We start from the raw sequence: 17,785 nt of genomic DNA on the forward strand, positions 1-17,785 counted from the left end.
CTTTTATAATGAGATCACCGCGAAGTCTAAAGGCGGAATAATACTTATACAATCTCCAACCTCTATAGATTTCCTCAATGACCTTCAGGAGGAAGCAAAGGGCACCCTGCCCTCACATTCCTTCTTCTACTACCCCGGACTTGTCCAGCTCGAAGGCACTGTGCAGTGCGCGAACGGCCAGTTCGAGATATTTCTCGTCGATCACCACGGAAATCTTGATTTCCGATGTGGAGATCATCTGAATATTGATGCCTTCGTTAGACAGCGCTTCGAACATTTTAGTTGCAACGCCGGCATGGGAACGCATGCCAACACCCACAATGCTCACCTTCGCAATCTTGGTGTCGCCGCCCACTTCACCGGCACCAATTTCAGTGCTGATGCCGCGCAGAACGTCCTGGGCACGCTTGAAATCATTACGGTGAACCGTGAAGGTGAATGCGGTTTTGTTATCCTCACCCACGTTCTGGACAATCATGTCCACCTCGATGTTGGCATCGCTCACCGGCTTGAGAATCCGCAGGGCGCTGCCCGGAGTGTCAGGCACTCCGGAGATGGTCAGTTTGGCTTCATCACGGTTAAAGGCAATGCCGGAAACAACCGGTTGTTCCATGGCGTTCTCATCCTCAAAAGTAATCAGGGTACCCTCGCCTTCTGCGAAGCTGGACAGCACCCTTAATGGAACATTGTATTTACCTGCAAATTCGACGGCCCGGATCTGGAGCACTTTCGAGCCCAGACTGGCCATCTCAAGCATTTCTTCGAACGTAATTCGCTCAAGCCGGCGCGCGCTGTCTACTACCCGTGGGTCGGTCGTATAAACGCCGTCAACATCGGTGTAAATCTGGCACTCGTCCGCCTTCAGCGCCGCGGCCAAGGCAACGGCTGTGGTATCGGAACCACCGCGGCCCAGCGTGGTGATATTGCCTCGCTCATCAACACCCTGGAAACCGGCAACCACAACAACCCGACCTGCATCCAGATCCGCGCGCATGTTCTGCTCATCGATATCTTTAATGCGTGCCTTGGTGTGGCTGCTGTCCGTCAGTATCCGCACCTGGGAGCCGGTATAAGACCGGGCATCACAGCCGCGCTTCTGCAGCGCCATAGATAACAGGGCGATAGTGACCTGCTCACCGGTGGAAACCAGCACGTCCATTTCGCGGGGCGTGGGCTCTTCCATAATGTCGTTGGCCAGGGCAATCAGGCGATTGGTCTCGCCGCTCATAGCGGAGACCACCACCACAATGTCATGACCATCTTTGCGGAACTGACACACCTTGTCAGCGACCGCTTCAATCCGTTCGGTTGTGCCGACGGATGTACCACCAAATTTCTGAACCAACAGAGCCATGCTTTCCCAAACTCCGAAACGGGCCTTACAGCGGAGCCAGGCTCCGCCAGTCAAATAAAGCGGGCGGAATTATAAACCTCCGCCCGCTTCCGAAAACAGTTGCTTATCCGATATTTTGCTCGACCCAGCCCGGAACTCCGGCCAGGGCTTCTGCCAGCTTGGACGGATCGTTACCACCGCCCTGAGCCATATCCGGGCGACCACCGCCTTTACCATCTACCTGGGCACACAGATGCTTCATCAGGTCGCCAGCCTTGATGCGGCCAGTGGCTGACTTGGTTACGCCGGCAACCAGCGTCACCTTGCCATCCTCCACAGTGGCCAGCACCACCACACCCTCGCCCAGCTTGTTCTTCAACTGGTCAGCGGTTTCCATCAGGGCCTTGCGGTCTGCACCTTCCAGCTCTGCTGCCACAACCTTCAATCCGGCAACCTCAACCGCATTACCAGCAAGGTCGCTACCGGCGGAGCTTGCCAGCTTGGCCTTCAGGCCATCCATGTCTTTTTCCAGCTGACGGTTGCGGTCGAGAACCTGCTGAACTTTCTCCACGACAGTCTCGCGGGTGCCCTTAACCAGGCGGGCGGTTTCACGCAGGGTGCGCTCGGTGGCGTCCAGCCATTCCAGGGCGCCGAAGCCAGTCACCGCTTCAATACGGCGAACGCCGGAGGAAATACCGCTCTCGGAGGTAATACGGAACAAACCGATGTCGCCGGTGCGGGATACGTGGGTACCGCCACATAACTCAACAGAATAGCGATCGGTACCCATGCTCAGAACCCGAACCACGTCGCCGTACTTCTCGCCGAACAGCGCCATCGCGCCCTTAGCCTTGGCGGTTTCCATATCGGTAACGTCAATCTCAACCGGGGTATTTTCCAGTACCTGCTCGTTCACCTGGCGTTCGATTTCTTTCAGCTGCTCGGCAGTGACCGCCTCGAAATGGGAGAAGTCGAAACGCAGTTTGTCGGGGTCTACCAGGGAACCTTTCTGGGTTACATGCTCACCCAGCACATTACGCAGTGCTGCGTGCAGCAGGTGCGTGGCGGAGTGGTTACGCTTGGTGCGCTCGCGGCGGGCGTGATCGATACGGGCGTCTACTTCCAGACCCGGGAACAGCTCACCCTCTACCAGCGTACCCACATGCAGGTGGTTATCGCCCTCTTTACGGGTGTCGGTTACCTTGAAGCGACCACCGCTCCAGGTCAGCAGGCCGGTGTCGCCCACCTGGCCGCCGGATTCTGCGTAGAACGGGGTTCGCTCCAGCACTACAACACATTCATCACCGGCTTCGGCGGTTTTCTCTTCGCCATTCACCAGAACGGTGCGGATTCGCTCGTGGCCGTCGATGTGGTCGTAACCGGTAAACTCGGTTTTCCCTTCGATGGTGATGCCGGCGGCGTTGTAATCAATGCCGAACTTGCTCGCGGCCCGGGCACGGTCACGCTGGGCTTCCATGGCCTTTTCGTAGCCTTCGTAGTCGAGGGTCAGGCCACGCTCGCGGGCGATATCGTTGGTCAGGTCTACCGGAAAGCCGTAGGTGTCGTACAGGGTAAACACGGTTTCGCCGGGAATTTCAGTGCCCTTCAGCTCGGCAATATCCTGTTCCAGCAGGCGCAGGCCTTTGTCCAGGGTCTTGGCGAACTGCTCTTCTTCCTGCAGCAGTACTTTTTCGATCTGCTTGCGGCTGCTGACCAGCTGCGGATAGGCATCGCCCATCAGTTCAACCAGGGCACCGGTAAGCTTGTAGAAGAACGGTTCGTTCGCACCCAGCTTGTTACCGTGACGGGCTGCACGGCGGATGATCCGGCGCAGCACAAAGCCACGACCTTCGTTGGACGGCATCACGCCATCGGCAATCAGGAAGGCACATGAACGGATGTGGTCGGCCACGACGCGCAGTGAGGCCTCGGTAGTGGCTGCACCACCCAGAATCCCGGAAGCGGCTTTCAGCAAATCCTGGAACAGGTCGATTTCATAGTTGCTGTGAACGCCCTGCAACACCGCTGCAATTCGCTCCAGACCCATACCGGTATCCACAGAAGGCTTGGGCAGGTTCAGCATCTCGCCATCGGCGGTGCGGTTGTATTGCATGAACACCACGTTCCAGATCTCGATGTAGCGGTCGCCGTCTTCCTCCGGGCTACCGGGAGGGCCGCCAGCCACGTCCGGACCGTGGTCGTAGAAGATTTCGGTGCAGGGGCCGCAGGGGCCGGTGTCACCCATCTGCCAGAAGTTATCAGAAGCGTAGCGCGCACCCTTGTTGTCGCCAATGCGAACAATGCGGTCTGCCGGCACGCCAACTTCTTTGTTCCAGATATCAAAGGCTTCGTCGTCTTCTGCGTAAACCGTTACCCACAGCTTTTCCTGGGGCAGGTTCAGGTGCTTCTCACCGGTAAGGAAGGTCCAGGCAAAGTTAATGGCTTCGCGCTTGAAGTAATCGCCGAAGCTGAAGTTGCCCAGCATTTCGAAGAAGGTATGGTGGCGGGCGGTATAACCCACGTTCTCCAGGTCGTTATGCTTGCCGCCGGCGCGCACACACTTCTGGGACGATGTTGCCCGGTTATAGTCGCGCTCTTCACGGCCAAGGAAGGTATCCTTGAACTGGTTCATGCCAGCGTTGGTGAACAACAGTGTCGGGTCGTCTGCCGGTACCAGGGAACTGCTCGGCACAATGGTGTGACCTTGCTGTTTGAAATATTCCAGAAACGCCTGTCGCAACTCTGCGGTTTTCATAGACCTTTGATACCTTTGAAATAGCAATACTTACATGCGTGTGCAAATCCGCTACTCTAGCACACGCCGAGAACAGGAAAAACGTGAAACCTCACAGGAGACCCCATGCCCCGACGCTTTCATGACGCCGAGCAACTGCTGCCACCGGCAACCGCCCTCAAGCGGGCTCTGGCGATTATTTACGATGGCCTGATCAGTATTGCGGTCCTGCTGGTCGCCACCTGGATTTATACCATGATTGCCGGGTGGATTACGGGCTGGGACAAGTACGAACAAATGGCTGAAGCCGGCCAGCTCTCGGGCGATCCGGGGCTCACCTTCGTGCTCTTCCTGGTGCTGTATCTGTTCTTTGCCTACTTCTGGACCCGCATTGGCCAGACCCTGGGTATGCAGGTATGGCGGGTTCGGATCGAAAACCTGGACGGCACGTCAGTCAGCTGGACCCAGGCCCTGTTTCGTTACGGCACAGCCTCGGCGGTGGTTTTCCTCACCATGCTGGCAAGCCATTACATCGGTACCGTTACCCTGCTGATCAGCGTTCCCGCTATTATCGCCCTGTTCTACCCGATCAACGGACTGTCACTGACCGACCGGGCATCCAACAGCGTTGTGGTTCAGGTAGAAAAAGCCGCGAAAAAGTAAACCTTCAGGGCCGGTTCAGCCGGCCCTTCTCATCAACACCGCACCTACCACGGCATTGATGGCAATCGGCGCCAGCACAGCAATCATGGGATTGAAGCCGTACACCATGCTCATGGGCCCGAGCAGATCCTGCATGTACTTGAACAACAAGCCCACCAGCAAGCCGGTAAACACCCGGAAGCCCATGGTTACAGAACGCAAGGGGCCGAACACAAAGGAAATGGCCACCAGCACCATCACCGCAGTACCCAGCGGCATCAGTGCTTTCTTCCAGAACGCCAGCCAGTACTGTGCCGCAGTCAGCCCCTGCTCCCCCAGATAGGTGGCGTAGGTATACAGGCCACTCATCGACAGGTTTTCCGGCTTCACAATCAGCACACTCAAGACGTCCGGAGACAAGCCGGTATCCCAACGCAGGGTTTCATGGGCTTCCCGCACCGTTTGCTCACCCTCCATGCGGGTCACCGCCACGTTCTCCAGCAACCAGTGATCACCCTGGAACACCGCCCGCTCGGAAAAGCTGGACTGTTCCAGCTGGCGCTGATCATCAAACCGGAACAGCGAAACCCCTACCAGGCCACCATCCGGCTGCACCGCATTCAGATGCATAAAGGTATTGCCTTCCCGATGCCAGACACCGTGGGCCGATGCCACATTCTTGCCAGCCCCCAGGGCAATAGCCTTGTCGCTCTGGGCGAGCCGTTCGGTGTTCGGTGCCACGTATTCACCAATTGCCACACCCAGCAACACAATAACCAGCGCCGGCTTCATGGCAGACCAGACAATCCGCTTCAGCGACACCCCGGCAGCGCGAATCACCGTCAGCTCCGACGAACTCGCCATGGCGCCCAGCCCAACCAGGCATCCCATAAACGCCCCGAGCGGCAGGTAATCGTAGATCCTGCGGGGCAAGGTGAGCGCCACATACCAAAGCGCCTGCACCGTCTGGTAATCGTTGCGGGTGTCTTCCAGTTCGGCAATGAAGGCGAAGATCACATCCAGCGACAGCACCACCACCATCACCAGGAACATGGCACCGCCAACGGTGCGCATTACATAGTTGTCGATCTTACGCACTGGCACGGCCCTCCTTCTCCAGCCGGCGGCGATGCAGCCAGGCCGGCCCGAAATGCAGCCATAACCCTAGCGCCAGGAACAGCGCGTGCACCCAGAGCATGCCGATCCACTCCGACACCTTGCCGTCTGCCAGTGCGTCCCGGGCCACGATCAGAAGGCCCAGATAGGTGATATACACGAGCATTGCAGGTAAAAGATGGAAGAACCGGCCCTGCCGGGGATTCACCCGGCTCAGACGAACCGCCAGCAGGGTAACGATCGGAACGATTAACGGCAGGGAGAAGCGCCAGTGCAACAGGGCGCGATCTTCAAGGTTGTCTGATCGCCATAGATCCAGGGTACTGATACCCTCTTCCAGCTCGCGATCACCCGCTTCGCCGGCCTGGATCTTGAGGCCATAGGCCTCGAACCGGGTTACGTTGTAATTCAGCTGCCCCGGCATGCCCTGAAAGCGGCCGCCTTCTTCCAGAATCAGGAACCGGCTGCCGGTTTTCTCGTCGATCAACTGCGAACCGGTCTCTGCTGTAATCAGGGTAACGCCTTCACCGTTGCGACCGTGCTCGGCAATGAACACACCCTGCAGCTCACGCTTGTCGTCACTGAGCGCTTCGGTATAGGTCACCCGGGTACCGGAGCTGAGATCCTGGAACCGCCCGGGCGCGAGCATTTCAAACTCGGTGGCTTTGCGCTGTTCGTTGAAAATATGTTCCACCTGCTTCATACCCCAGGGTGAGATAAACAGGCTCATTGCGCCCACCACCAGCATCACCGGCAGCGCACCCACCAGGGTTTTCTGCAACAGCTCCCGCTCGCTGACGCCGCAGGCGAACAGCACCGTCATCTCGCTTTCCAGGTACATCCGGCCGTAGGCCAGCAGAATGCCGATAAACAATCCCAAGGGCAGGATCAGCTCCAGAAAACCGGGGAAACGGTAGCCCATAATGGCGAACAACACGCCCGCTGCCAGCTCGCCTTCAGCCGCACTCGCCAGGTACTTGATAAACCGGCCGCTCATGAACACCAGCAACAAAATGCCGGAAACAGCAAGCATGCTGACCATGATCTGGCGGATGAGGTAACGGAAAATGATGCTCAAACTGATCTCTCTGGCCGCGCCCTTTCAGGAGATGGAGGATAAGAGGAACTGCGCGTATTCTATGTAACCTTGGGAATGAATGACAGTACAGGAACAACTCGTTAAAGCCATCGTAACGATAAGGCCTTATCGCTTGATTATTCGCGGCTTTGCCCCAATCCTTATTAACATTCGATCAAACCCGCCCGGCGCGGACCTAAACAGAATAACCTGACAACGGGAGTTGCCATGAATTTCAGCCTGAGCAGTAAAGCCATTGCCGCCACCAAAACCGATTGCCTGGTCATCGGCCTCCCCGAAAAAGGTACCTGGCCTGACACCACAACACAGGCAGACGAAATCCTGGGCGGGCTGATCAAGCAACTCGAAAAAGCTGGCGACCTGACCGGCAAGAACGCTTCTGTTAACACCATCCCGTTGGTCGACCAGCCCTGGCAGCGCCTGATTGTGGTTGGCACCGGCAAAGATGCAGACCGCACACCGGCCAACTTCCGCAAAGCCCTGATCGCCATGATGGGCGCCCTGAAAGACGGCCCGTCCAAAAACGCCCTGATCTGCCTGGCCGACACTGCGCTGCAGGGCGAAGATGCGGTCAGCAACGAAGAAGCGCGCCTGAACCTGATTGGCCGCATCCTGGAAGACCAGCTGTACAGTTTCACCGGCTTCAAGAGCGAAAAGCCTGCTGCCCGCAAGCTCAAGAAAGTGACTGTACAGGCCTCCGGTGCCGGCAAAGCCCTGAAAGATGCCTTCAACCTGGGCCTGTCCACCGGCCGCGGCATGAACTTCACCAAGGATCTGGGCAACACCCCGCCCAACATCTGCCACCCGGTATGGCTGGCCGAACAGGCACAGGCCATGGCCAAGGAACACGACTGCATCAAGACCGAAGTGCTTGATGAAAAGCAGATGGAAAAGATGGGTATGAACACCATCCTGGCCGTGGGCAAAGGCTCCAAGCAGCCCCCGCGCCTGATCGTGATGGAATACCGTGGCGGCAAAGCCAAGGACAAACCCTACGTGCTGGTGGGTAAAGGCATCACCTTCGACACCGGCGGCATCAGCCTCAAGCCCGGCGAAGGCATGGACGAGATGAAGTACGACATGGGCGGTTCCGCCAGCGTATTCGGCGCCATGAAAGTACTGGCTGAGACCAAGCCCAAAATCAACGTAGTCGCGGTGATTGCTGCCGCCGAGAACATGCCGGATGGCGGCGCCTCCCGCCCGGGCGACATCGTAACCACCCTGAGCGGCATGACCGTTGAAATCCTCAACACCGACGCCGAAGGCCGCCTGGTACTGTGCGACGCCCTCACCTACGTGAAGAAATTTGACCCGGCTGCCGTAGTCGACATGGCCACCCTCACCGGCGCCTGCATCATCGCCCTGGGCAACCACGCCACCGGCCTTCTGTCCAACAACGACGAACTAGCCAACGAACTGCTGGCCGCCGGCGAGCGCACCGGCGACCGCGCCTGGCGCCTGCCGCTCTGGGACGAATACCAGAGCCAGCTCGACAGCAACTTCGCCGACATGGCCAACATCGGCGGCCGGCCGGCCGGCACCATCACCGCTGCCTGCTTCCTGAGCCGGTTTGCCAAAGACTACCGCTGGGCCCACCTGGACATCGCCGGTACCGCCTGGAACTCCGGCAAAGCCAAAGGCGCCACCGGCCGCCCGGTACCCCTGCTGGTCGACTACCTGATGTCCCATGCAGGATAACCAGCCAACCCCTACCCCGGAGCCCGGCAGCCCAGCTGCCGGCCCCTCCGGCCGGGACGAAAAGAACCAACGCTACTGGTTCCACATCCTCACCCAGAACACCCCCGCCGCCCGCAACCTCCACGCCGCCAAACTCGTGGACAAAGCCTGGCAGCAGGGCGACCGCGTGTGCCTCCTCTGCGACACCGAAGACCACGCCAAAGAACTCGACGACCTGCTGTGGAACTTCACCCCGGAAGCCTACATCCCCCACAGCATCGCCAAAGACCCGACCACCCCCTGCACCGACCCTGTCGGCATCCTGCTTTACCCGCCGGCCGCCACGGACTGGGATACCGTTATCGTGCTGTCCTCGACCTTACCGGACGACGCTGATCAGTACCGCCGCCTGGCGCTGGTGGCCCATAACGATCCGGCGGTGTTGAACCTCGCTCGGGGGCATTATAAGCAACTGCGGGTGTTGGGGATTGAGGCTCGGGTGCATGATATGCGGCGGCGGTGATTTTTTTGCCACGGAAGACACGGAAAAACACGGAAAAACACGGAAAGATAAAATTTATTAGCCACGGACGCTCACGGACCCACACGGACAAAAACGAAAAAGAAAAAGCAATACTCACCAGCGACCAGCAAAAATTCGATCTGTGGGGCTGGGGACAGGCTTTCCAAAAATTTCGTAGGCCATGGATGGCCGGAGAGAAGCGCACATGGATGTGCTCGTAGCGGTTTTTGGAAAGCCTGTCCCCAACCTCACAAAGCACCAATCTAGCAGGCTACTGAGCCCATACCGAAGCCCCGACGAGCGTCGAAGGTTCGCCGCAATCAAGGTGACCATGTATAATCGTGCGATTCAGAATTTCTCTATGTGAATCAACCAAAACGGTCACTGCATAATCTCATGGAAAAAACCTACCAGCCAGAAAACATCGAGCGCCAGTGGTACGAAAACTGGGAATCCAAAGGCTATTTCCGCCCCCGTTCAGAAAAGGCTGAGGGGGGCGAAGGCGATTCCTACAGCATCGCCATCCCGCCACCCAACGTGACCGGCAGCCTGCACATGGGCCATGCGTTCCAGCACACCATCATGGACACCCTCACCCGCTTCAAGCGCATGCAGGGCCGTAACGCATTGTGGACCGTCGGCACCGACCACGCCGGCATCGCCACCCAGATGGTGGTTGAGCGCAAACTGGCTGCAGAGGAAGACAAAACCCGCCACGACCTGGGCCGGGAAGAGTTCATCAAGCGTATCTGGGACTGGAAAGAGCACTCCGGCGGCACCATCACCCGCCAGATGCGCCGTCTGGGTAATTCCGTGGACTGGAGCAACGAACGCTTCACCATGGACGATGGCTTCTACAAGGCCGTGCAGGAAGTGTTTATCCGCCTGTACGAAGACGGCCTGGTGTACCGCGGCAAGCGACTGGTGAACTGGGATCCGAAACTGCACACCGCCATCTCTGATCTGGAAGTCGAAAACAAGGAAGAAAAGGGCTTTTTCTGGCACCTGCGCTACCCGCTGGCCGACGGCCAGAAAACCCAGGACGGCAAAGACTACGTGATCGTCGCCACCACCCGCCCGGAAACCATGCTGGGCGACACGGCCGTGGCCGTGCACCCGGACGACAAGCGCTACCAGCACCTGATCGGTCAGCATGTACTGCTGCCACTGGTAAACCGCCGGATTCCCATCGTGGCCGACCACCACGCCGACCCGGAAAAAGGCTCCGGCTGCGTGAAGATCACCCCCGCTCACGACTTCAACGATTACGCCGTAGGCAAACGCAACAACCTGCCCATGATCAACGTCATGACGCAGGACGCCAACATTCGTGAAATCGCCGAAGTCTTCAATGCGGACGGCACCGAAAATTCCGAGATTAACAGCGCCCTCCCGGCCGCCTATGCTGGCCTGAGCCGGGAAGCAGCCCGCAAGCAGATTGTTGCCGACATGGAACTGGCAGGCCTGGTCGAGAAAATCGAAGACCACGTGCTTAGCGTACCCCGCGGTGATCGCTCCGGGCTGATCATCGAGCCGATGCTGACGGATCAGTGGTTTGCAGACGCCAAGACCCTGGCCAAGCCGGCTATTGAAGCGGTAGAAGACGGTCGTATCCAGTTCGTACCCAAACAGTACGAAAACATGTACTTCGCCTGGATGCGCGACATCCAGGACTGGTGCATCTCCCGCCAGCTCTGGTGGGGGCACCGGATTCCTGCCTGGTATGACGCTGAAGGCAATATCTATGTGGGCCGGAGCGAGGCTGAGGTTCGCAGCAAACATCAGCTCCCGGACACACTGGAACTCAAGCAGGACGACGATGTACTGGACACCTGGTTCAGCTCCGCCCTGTGGACCTTCGGCACGCTGGGCTGGCCGGAAATCACCGAACGGCTGAAGACCTTCCACCCCACCGACGTGCTGGTGACCGGTTTCGATATCATCTTCTTCTGGGTTGCCCGGATGATCATGATGACCATGCACTTCATGAAAAACGAAGACGGCACCCCACAGGTACCCTTCCATACCGTGTATGTCACCGGTCTGATCCGGGACGAGCACGGCGACAAGATGTCCAAGTCCAAGGGGAACGTGATCGACCCGCTGGATATGATCGACGGCATCAGCCTGCCGGACCTGCTGGAAAAACGTACCGGCAACCTGATGCAGCCGAAGCTGGCCGAAAAGATCGGCAAGCGTACCGAGAAGGAATTCCCGGAAGGCATCGCTGCCCACGGCACCGATGCTCTGCGCTTCACCCTGGCCGCCATGGCCACCACCGGCCGTGATATCAACTGGGACATGAAGCGCCTGGAAGGCTACCGTAACTTCTGCAACAAGCTGTGGAACGCCGCCCGCTACGTGCTGATGAACACCGAAGGCGAAGACTGCGGCGTGAACGACGAGCCGGTGGAACTGTCCCTGGCTGACCGCTGGATCATCAGCGAGCTGCAGCACTGCGAGCAGGAAGTGATCCGCCACCTGGACCAGTACCGCTTCGACCTGGCCGCCTACGCCCTGTACGAGTTCATCTGGAACGAATACTGCGACTGGTACCTGGAGCTGTCCAAGCCGGCCCTGAGTGACGACAACGCCAGCCCCGAAGCCAAGCGCGGCACTCGCCGTACCCTGGTTCGCGTGCTGGAAGCCGTCCTGCGCCTGGCACATCCGATGATGCCCTTCATCACCGAAGAAATCTGGCAGCGCATCGCCCCGCTGGCCGGCAAAACCGGCGACAGCATCATGCTGCAGCCCTACCCGCAGCCGGATGCCAGCAAGCAGGAGGCCGCCGTGGCCGCTGATATCGAATGGCTGAAAGGCGTGATCGTAGCGGTCCGTAATATCCGTGGCGAGATGAACATCTCCCCGGCCAAGCAGGTTCCGGTATTGCTGAAAGGCGGCAACGCCGACGACCAGCGCCGCCTTAACGACAACCGCCAGTTCCTGATGTCCCTGGCCAAGCTGGAGAAACTGGAATGGTTCGAGGGCGACAAGGCTCCCATGAGTGCCACCCAGCTGGTGGGCGAAATGGAAGTGCTGGTGCCCATGGCCGGCCTGATCGACAAGGACGCCGAACTCAAGCGCCTGGACAAGGAACTGGAGCGCCTGAACAAGGAAATCGGCCGTCTGGAAGGCAAGCTGAACAACGAGAAGTTCACCGCCAAGGCTCCGGCTGAAGTGGTCGAGAAGGAAAAAGAGAAGCTGAAGGATGCCCAGGGCAGCCTGCAGCGGCTCAGCGCACAGCGGGCCGAAATCGAGGCCATGTAAGGCCATGATTGCCATACTCGGTGCCGGCTCCCTGGGCCGGCTCTGGGCCGCAACGCTACCTGCCGGGCAGGTAGCGTTTGTGCCCCGCCCGGGCCAACACCCGGAGCCTGTCCACTACCGCCTTCAGCCCATCGAAGGCGAGCAATTCAGCGTCACCATTCCCTGGCTTCAATCCGGGCAGTCACCAGGCCTGTTACTGGTGACCACCAAAGCCGGCGACACTCTAGAAGCCTTCACGTCTACCCTGCCCTCAGTGCCATCATCAACACCCATCGTGTTGTTCCAGAATGGACTCGGGAGCCAGCAACAGGTTGCCGAAACCTGGCCGGAAAGGCCTGTGCTCGCGGCCTCCACCACTGAAGGCGCCAACCGGCCGCAGGCAGGCCTGACGGTTCACGCCGGTCGCGGTACTACCTGGCTAGGTGCACTTAACCCTGCCGGGCAAGCCCATGTGGAGCCGGTGGCGCAGCAGCTTGCCGCCAGCGGCCTGGCAGTCCAGCCGGAACAGGATATTCTCGGCCGACTCTGGCAGAAACTGGTTATCAATTCCGGCATCAACGCCTTTACCGCCCTGCTCGACTGCCCAAACGGTGAGATCCTGGGCCAGCCGTTCTATCTGAAATGGATCGATCCGCTATGCCAGGAAATCAGCCAGCTTTTGGATGCCGCGGGGCAACCCGTAGTTGTACCGGATAGCCTGCGGGAAACCATCGAAGCCGTGGCCCGGAAAACCGCTGAAAACACATCGTCGATGCGCGCAGATATGCTGGCGGGCCGAGAAACCGAGATAGACGCCATCAACGGCTACCTTGCCCGCCTGGGCCACCGGTACAACATTGCCGTACCGGTGAACCAAATGCTCACCGAACGGGTAAAACAACTCAACTGATCACTACAGAAGGGAGTTCAAACCATGGGCAATCGCCTGTCAAAGATCTACACCCGCACCGGAGACGATGGCTCTACCGGCCTGGCCGATGGCAACCGGATTGCCAAGAACGCCCAGCGAGTGGAAGCGATGGGAACCGCCGATGAGCTGAACTGCCATATCGGTATTCTGGTGGAAACCTTACCGGCGGAAGACGCGCTGATTGAGGTGCTTCGTCGCATCCAGCACCACCTGTTCGACCTGGGCGGGGAATTTGCCATTCCGGGCAGCAAAGTCATCGGGGATGAGCACATCACCTGGCTGGAAACCACGCTGGACCATTACAACGAAGGCCTGCCTCCCCTGAAGAACTTCATCCTGCCCGGTGGCTCCACTGCTGCGGCTCATTGCCACATGGCCCGCGCTGTTTGCCGGCGCGCCGAGCGGGTAGTTGTGGCCCTGGGCCACGAAGACTCCATCAACACCGCCTCCCGCCACTATCTGAACCGGCTGTCCGACCTGCTGTTCGTAGTTGCGCGGGTACTGGCCCGCAGGGACGGCGCCCAGGAAATTCTCTGGGAGCAAAAAAAATCCGGTCTCTGAGGGCCGGATTCCTGCCTGCCGGGCATCATACGATCCCGGCAATCACCAACAGCGCGATGGCGCAGATCCACACCAGCATGCTGCGGCTGAGCAAATCCCGCATGGCCCGAATGCTACGGCCACCGAATTTCGGCCAGTCACCCGCGTATACCTGGCCGAACCGTTCCGGATCCAGGGCATAGCCCGTCAGGGAGCCGCTGGCAGCGGTCATCAGCACATTGTCTGTCGGCTTGCCGAACCCCGGCACCACCAGACGGATGGATCGCGACCAGCCCGCCAGGTCCCCAGCCACGCCAAAGGTACAAGCCAGCAAACGAGACGGCACCCAGGCCATAATGTCTGCCGCGATGGCAAAGCGCTGCCGGGCCGCTGGCTGCGGCCACTGCTCTGCCAGTGCCACCAGTCCACGGGCAATGACTGCCAGCCAGATTCCGCCAACCACATACCAGAACACCACCAGGAAAAACCGCTCGAACACCGATACCATCAAGGCACGGGAAACCGACAAATGCATCACTTCTGCGCTTTGCGCACTGCCCCGCTCATCCTCCGGCAAGCGGTCTTCGATATGATGCCAGGCTCCCTGCATGTCACCGCGGCTCCAGGCCTCGGTGTAGGCCTCCAGTACGGGGCGCCAGCCGGGCACGCCCATCATCAGCACCAGAACGATCAGTTCCACAGGGTAAACCACAACACGAATACCACCGTAACCGGCCGCCAGAACCAGGGCCCCCAATAGCACGGCGGGGCCGAGAACCAGTAACAGCCCTAAAAACAGGGAACCTTCTTTGCCGGCCTTGCTGCGGGTCCCGATATGCAGCCAGGATCGCCACAGGTCATCACTGGATAACACACCGAGCCGATCAAGGCGCTGCCGGATCACATAGGCGAGCAGAAAAACCACCAGTACCATTCAGGCATTCTCCGTTGTGCTTAAAACGCGATGGAAGTGCGCCCACTGGAAGGCCTCACCGGGGTCCGTCTTTCTGCCCGGGGCAATATCGCAGTGGCCGGTAATCCGCTCTGCCGTAATCTCCGGCCAGGCTGCCCGAACCAGGGCAGCCAGTCGGGCCAGGGACTGATACTGAGCATCGGTGTAGGGCACGTCGTCTGCCCCTTCCAGTTCAATACCGATGGAAAAGTCATTGCACTCTTCCTCGCCCTCAAAACAGGAGCGCCCGGCATGCCAGGCGCGGTCCAGGCAGCTGACAAACTGGACCACCGAGCCGTCTCTGCAGATAAGCCCGTGGGCGGAAACCTGCAAATCTGCAATGGTCTGGAAATAGGGATGGGCGTGAGGATCCAGCCGGTTACAGAAGAATTCCTCGATATGGCCACCGCCGAACTCGCCCGGCGGCAAGCTGATGTTGTGTACCACCAGTAACGAAATGGCAACACCCTCGGGGCGGGGGCCGAAATTCGGGGAAGGACACCAGCGGGCATCCGGGAACCGGCCCGTCGCTCGAAGCTGTTCGACCCGGGCGTTGAAGTGTTGATCAGGCAAGGTACATCCAGATACGCAATGGGTGACTCGATCCGGAGATTGAATCACAAAGTCCATTCCGATGCCACGGAGTCGCCTGCAGCGGTCAGTCCTTGCGACTGTAACGCAAGTTATCGATGATGGATTCCAGGGCCCGGTCAAAAATCAGGCCATCGTCCAGCATGCCGATCAAACCGGACTGCATGGCTGTCGCCAGTTCTTCCCGCTGATACTCGGCCACCTTGGCACCACTGCGGTTCACGAAGATGTACTTGCCGGTAGCCTTGATAAACGCTGCCAGCTTGCAACGCAGGCGGGTGTCGTCGTCGCGCTTGAGCTCCACCCAGGAACCAACCCGCATCTGATCCGCCCGGGCAAGCCATTCCGGATCTATGGTAGCTTCGGGCTCCGGCTCTGGTTCTGGCGCAACTTCTGGCTGGGGCACAGGCTCCGGAGTCAAGGCGACTTCTGGCTCGGCCTGGACAGCCGGCTCAGGTTCTGAAACCTCAGGCAGCTCGTCCACAACCGGCTCGTCTTCAACCTCTACCGGTGCGGTTACCAGCTTCTGGAACGCATCTACGTGGGCCAGCTCCAGGTCGCGAACGGCATTGTCGGTAGCAAACGGGTCCCAGGAAATTTCCTTGAGGGCTGCCCGCAGGTCTTCCACAACACCCGGAATCGCCCTCAGCAACTCGGCACGGGTAGAATCGGTAATCGGGCTCGGGTCTACCGTCCAGATCAGGCGGGTGACCAGTTCGCAGGCATCTTGCCACTGAGGGCTTTCTTCGCCCTGACGCAGCATGATCCACTGCAGATAGCGGGTGCACGGGCCGTCCAGCAATGCTCGGATAGCCTCGGGAATGTCCCGGCCTTCGGCCTGCTCCAGCATGACATCTTTTGCCGCCTGGCTTGCTCTTTCCTGCCGTGCCCGGCCCTCTTCGGCATCACGCAAGCGCTGCTCGACCAGCTCACGGCGGCGACGGTCCAGGTCCATGAAGTGGCCGAAGTCTTTCAGCAGTTCTTCAAACAGGTCGACGCTGTCGGTGAACTCTGCCAGCACCCGGCCGACCACTTCTTCGATTTTTTCCCGCAGCGGATCACGCATGCCCGGCCGCTTTTCATTCCAGCCGATTGCCGCCAGCGCCAGTTCGTTCAGCAGCTTGCGCGCCGGATGACCACCGCGGTTGAAGAAGTTGCGGTCGCTCAGGGCAACTTTCAGCACCGGGATCTGCAACCGGCCAATCAGCGACTTCATCACCGGGTGCAGCTGACGGTCATCCAGGATGAAGTCAAACAACATGCCCACCAGGTTGATCACATCGCTGTCGACCTGGGTGACAGAAACGCTGGAACCTTCAGCGGGCTGTAATACCGGCTGCAGCTGTTCCCGCAAGGGCATAACCTGCTCAACCTGTGCCTCATCCCGGCTGAGTGCCTGCAGCTCGGTCAGGCGAGCCAGCAAACGACTGGTGTCCAGCACATTGCCGCCAGCGGCGGGCCGGGAAACAACACCGGCATCGCCACCCTGCCGCAGCAATGCGCTCAATTCGTTGAAGGTAGCACTGGCCAGCTGGCTGCCGGCATCGTCGGCAGGAGCCTGGGGCATGGCCTCGGCTTGTTGCGACGCGGCGGGCGGAACCGGCTGACTGGCTGGCCTTGAAGGCGCCGGCGCACGGCCGACCGGGGCATTCTTCATACCCGGCATCACGCCTTCGGAAATCAGTGTCTGGTTACATTTCTGGTAGAACTGCTCCAGCTTGTCTGCCAGCAAGCGCTCGAACAGTTTCAGGACAACCAGCTTGGCCCGGATATCAATATCCAGGTCTGAACAGGCTTCAGCGATAGCGCCGCAAATAACCTCGGCGCTCAGGGGAATCTGGTCATCAGCCAGCTCCAGCTCAGGAACCAGGTGCCGTACCCGGGCCGCAAGCATGCGAACCTGCTCCTGGTGACGGTTACGCAGGCGATTGGTCAGGCTTTCAACGGCTACCTGCTCTTCAAGCTCGGAATGCTCGACCAGGCTCAGGGTGTCCTGGTTAACCTCTTCCAGGGAGCCGCCGGAACGCACCGGCTTGAACCGGCCCAGCTCGTTAAAAGCCTGGCTGACGTACTGCAACACGGAAAGCGACATCGCCCGGCGGCGCAGCCGGAGCTCCCGCATGGCATCAAAATAGGCGGATTGATCTTTGTTGGAACCGGCACGATCGGCCAGGGAGAACAGGCTGTCGTCCGCCTGTTCGAAAAAGCTGGCGAGTACGGTTTTCAGTTCCTGACCCGCAGTGTCACGCAACCTGACCAATGCAGCAGGCAACGTAAACCCGCCCGCCAGCCTGTGGCCAGCTAATCGGACAACCTTGCTATCGTGCGCCATGGACTTGCTCCGGGATCGAATCTGCGTGACAAACTTATATTACTCCGCAGCTCTATGATACGACCAGTT

At 59.3% G+C, this 17,785-nt stretch carries 13 protein-coding genes; 6 read left to right on the forward strand and 7 right to left on the reverse strand.

The genetic code is table 11. The features are described 5' to 3' along the window. Positions 1-112 precede the first annotated feature (112 nt). Positions 113-1,354: an aspartate kinase gene (locus tag H3Z84_RS00415; RefSeq protein WP_058340610.1), complete on the reverse strand. Its 1,242-nt coding sequence runs from the start codon at positions 1,352-1,354 to the stop codon at positions 113-115. A 103-nt stretch (positions 1,355-1,457) separates the two neighbouring features. Further along, positions 1,458-4,088, reverse strand: coding sequence for an alanine--tRNA ligase (gene alaS / locus H3Z84_RS00420; RefSeq protein ID WP_199455855.1), 2,631 nt, complete (start codon positions 4,086-4,088; stop codon positions 1,458-1,460). A gap of 105 nt (positions 4,089-4,193) precedes the next feature. Here alaS and H3Z84_RS00425 point away from each other — a divergent pair, with 105 nt between their 5' ends. Continuing rightward, positions 4,194-4,730, forward strand: coding sequence for an RDD family protein (locus tag H3Z84_RS00425; protein ID WP_022989562.1), 537 nt, complete (start codon positions 4,194-4,196; stop codon positions 4,728-4,730). A 15-nt stretch (positions 4,731-4,745) separates the two neighbouring features. Here H3Z84_RS00425 and lptG read toward each other — a convergent pair whose 3' ends face one another. After that, on the reverse strand, positions 4,746-5,807 hold the full coding sequence (lptG, locus tag H3Z84_RS00430) for an LPS export ABC transporter permease LptG (RefSeq protein ID WP_022989563.1): 1,062 nt from the start codon (positions 5,805-5,807) through the stop codon (positions 4,746-4,748). Next, positions 5,800-6,903, reverse strand: a complete 1,104-nt coding sequence (gene lptF / locus H3Z84_RS00435; protein ID WP_199455856.1) for an LPS export ABC transporter permease LptF — start codon at positions 6,901-6,903, stop codon at positions 5,800-5,802. The genes lptG and lptF overlap by 8 nt, the downstream gene beginning before the upstream one ends. A gap of 228 nt (positions 6,904-7,131) precedes the next feature. Between lptF and H3Z84_RS00440 the strand changes: the two genes are divergently transcribed. From H3Z84_RS00440 to H3Z84_RS00460, 5 genes are all read left to right on the forward strand, one after another. Beyond that, positions 7,132-8,622 (forward strand): leucyl aminopeptidase, encoded by a 1,491-nt coding sequence (locus H3Z84_RS00440; protein ID WP_199455857.1) that lies wholly within the window; start codon positions 7,132-7,134, stop codon positions 8,620-8,622. After that, positions 8,612-9,124, forward strand: coding sequence for a DNA polymerase III subunit chi (locus H3Z84_RS00445; RefSeq protein ID WP_199455858.1), 513 nt, complete (start codon positions 8,612-8,614; stop codon positions 9,122-9,124). Before H3Z84_RS00440 ends, H3Z84_RS00445 begins: the two co-directional genes overlap by 11 nt. 396 nt (positions 9,125-9,520) lie before the next feature. After that, positions 9,521-12,391: a valine--tRNA ligase gene (locus H3Z84_RS00450; RefSeq protein ID WP_199455859.1), complete on the forward strand. Its 2,871-nt coding sequence runs from the start codon at positions 9,521-9,523 to the stop codon at positions 12,389-12,391. A gap of 4 nt (positions 12,392-12,395) precedes the next feature. Continuing rightward, the gene (locus tag H3Z84_RS00455) at positions 12,396-13,280 is read left to right on the forward strand and encodes a ketopantoate reductase family protein (protein WP_199455860.1); all 885 of its coding nucleotides are present in this window, start codon (positions 12,396-12,398) and stop codon (positions 13,278-13,280) included. A 24-nt stretch (positions 13,281-13,304) separates the two neighbouring features. Then, complete coding sequence (locus H3Z84_RS00460; protein ID WP_094625643.1) at positions 13,305-13,862, forward strand: cob(I)yrinic acid a,c-diamide adenosyltransferase; 558 nt, start codon at positions 13,305-13,307, stop codon at positions 13,860-13,862. Positions 13,863-13,887: 25 nt separating this feature from the next. Here the strand turns inward: H3Z84_RS00460 and H3Z84_RS00465 are convergent, their stop codons facing one another. The 3 genes from H3Z84_RS00465 to H3Z84_RS00475 form a co-directional block, all read right to left on the reverse strand. Beyond that, on the reverse strand, positions 13,888-14,775 hold the full coding sequence (locus tag H3Z84_RS00465) for a histidine kinase (protein WP_199455861.1): 888 nt from the start codon (positions 14,773-14,775) through the stop codon (positions 13,888-13,890). Then, positions 14,776-15,366, reverse strand: a complete 591-nt coding sequence (gene ampD, locus H3Z84_RS00470; protein WP_228285773.1) for a 1,6-anhydro-N-acetylmuramyl-L-alanine amidase AmpD — start codon at positions 15,364-15,366, stop codon at positions 14,776-14,778. It abuts the gene before it with no gap. A gap of 85 nt (positions 15,367-15,451) precedes the next feature. Further along, complete coding sequence (locus tag H3Z84_RS00475) at positions 15,452-17,716, reverse strand: DUF1631 domain-containing protein (RefSeq protein WP_199455863.1); 2,265 nt, start codon at positions 17,714-17,716, stop codon at positions 15,452-15,454. Positions 17,717-17,785: the final 69 nt, after the last annotated feature.

This window comes from Marinobacter sp. bablab_jr003 (genome assembly GCF_016464245.1).
GTDB classification, from domain to species: Bacteria; Pseudomonadota; Gammaproteobacteria; order Pseudomonadales; family Oleiphilaceae; genus Marinobacter; species Marinobacter vinifirmus.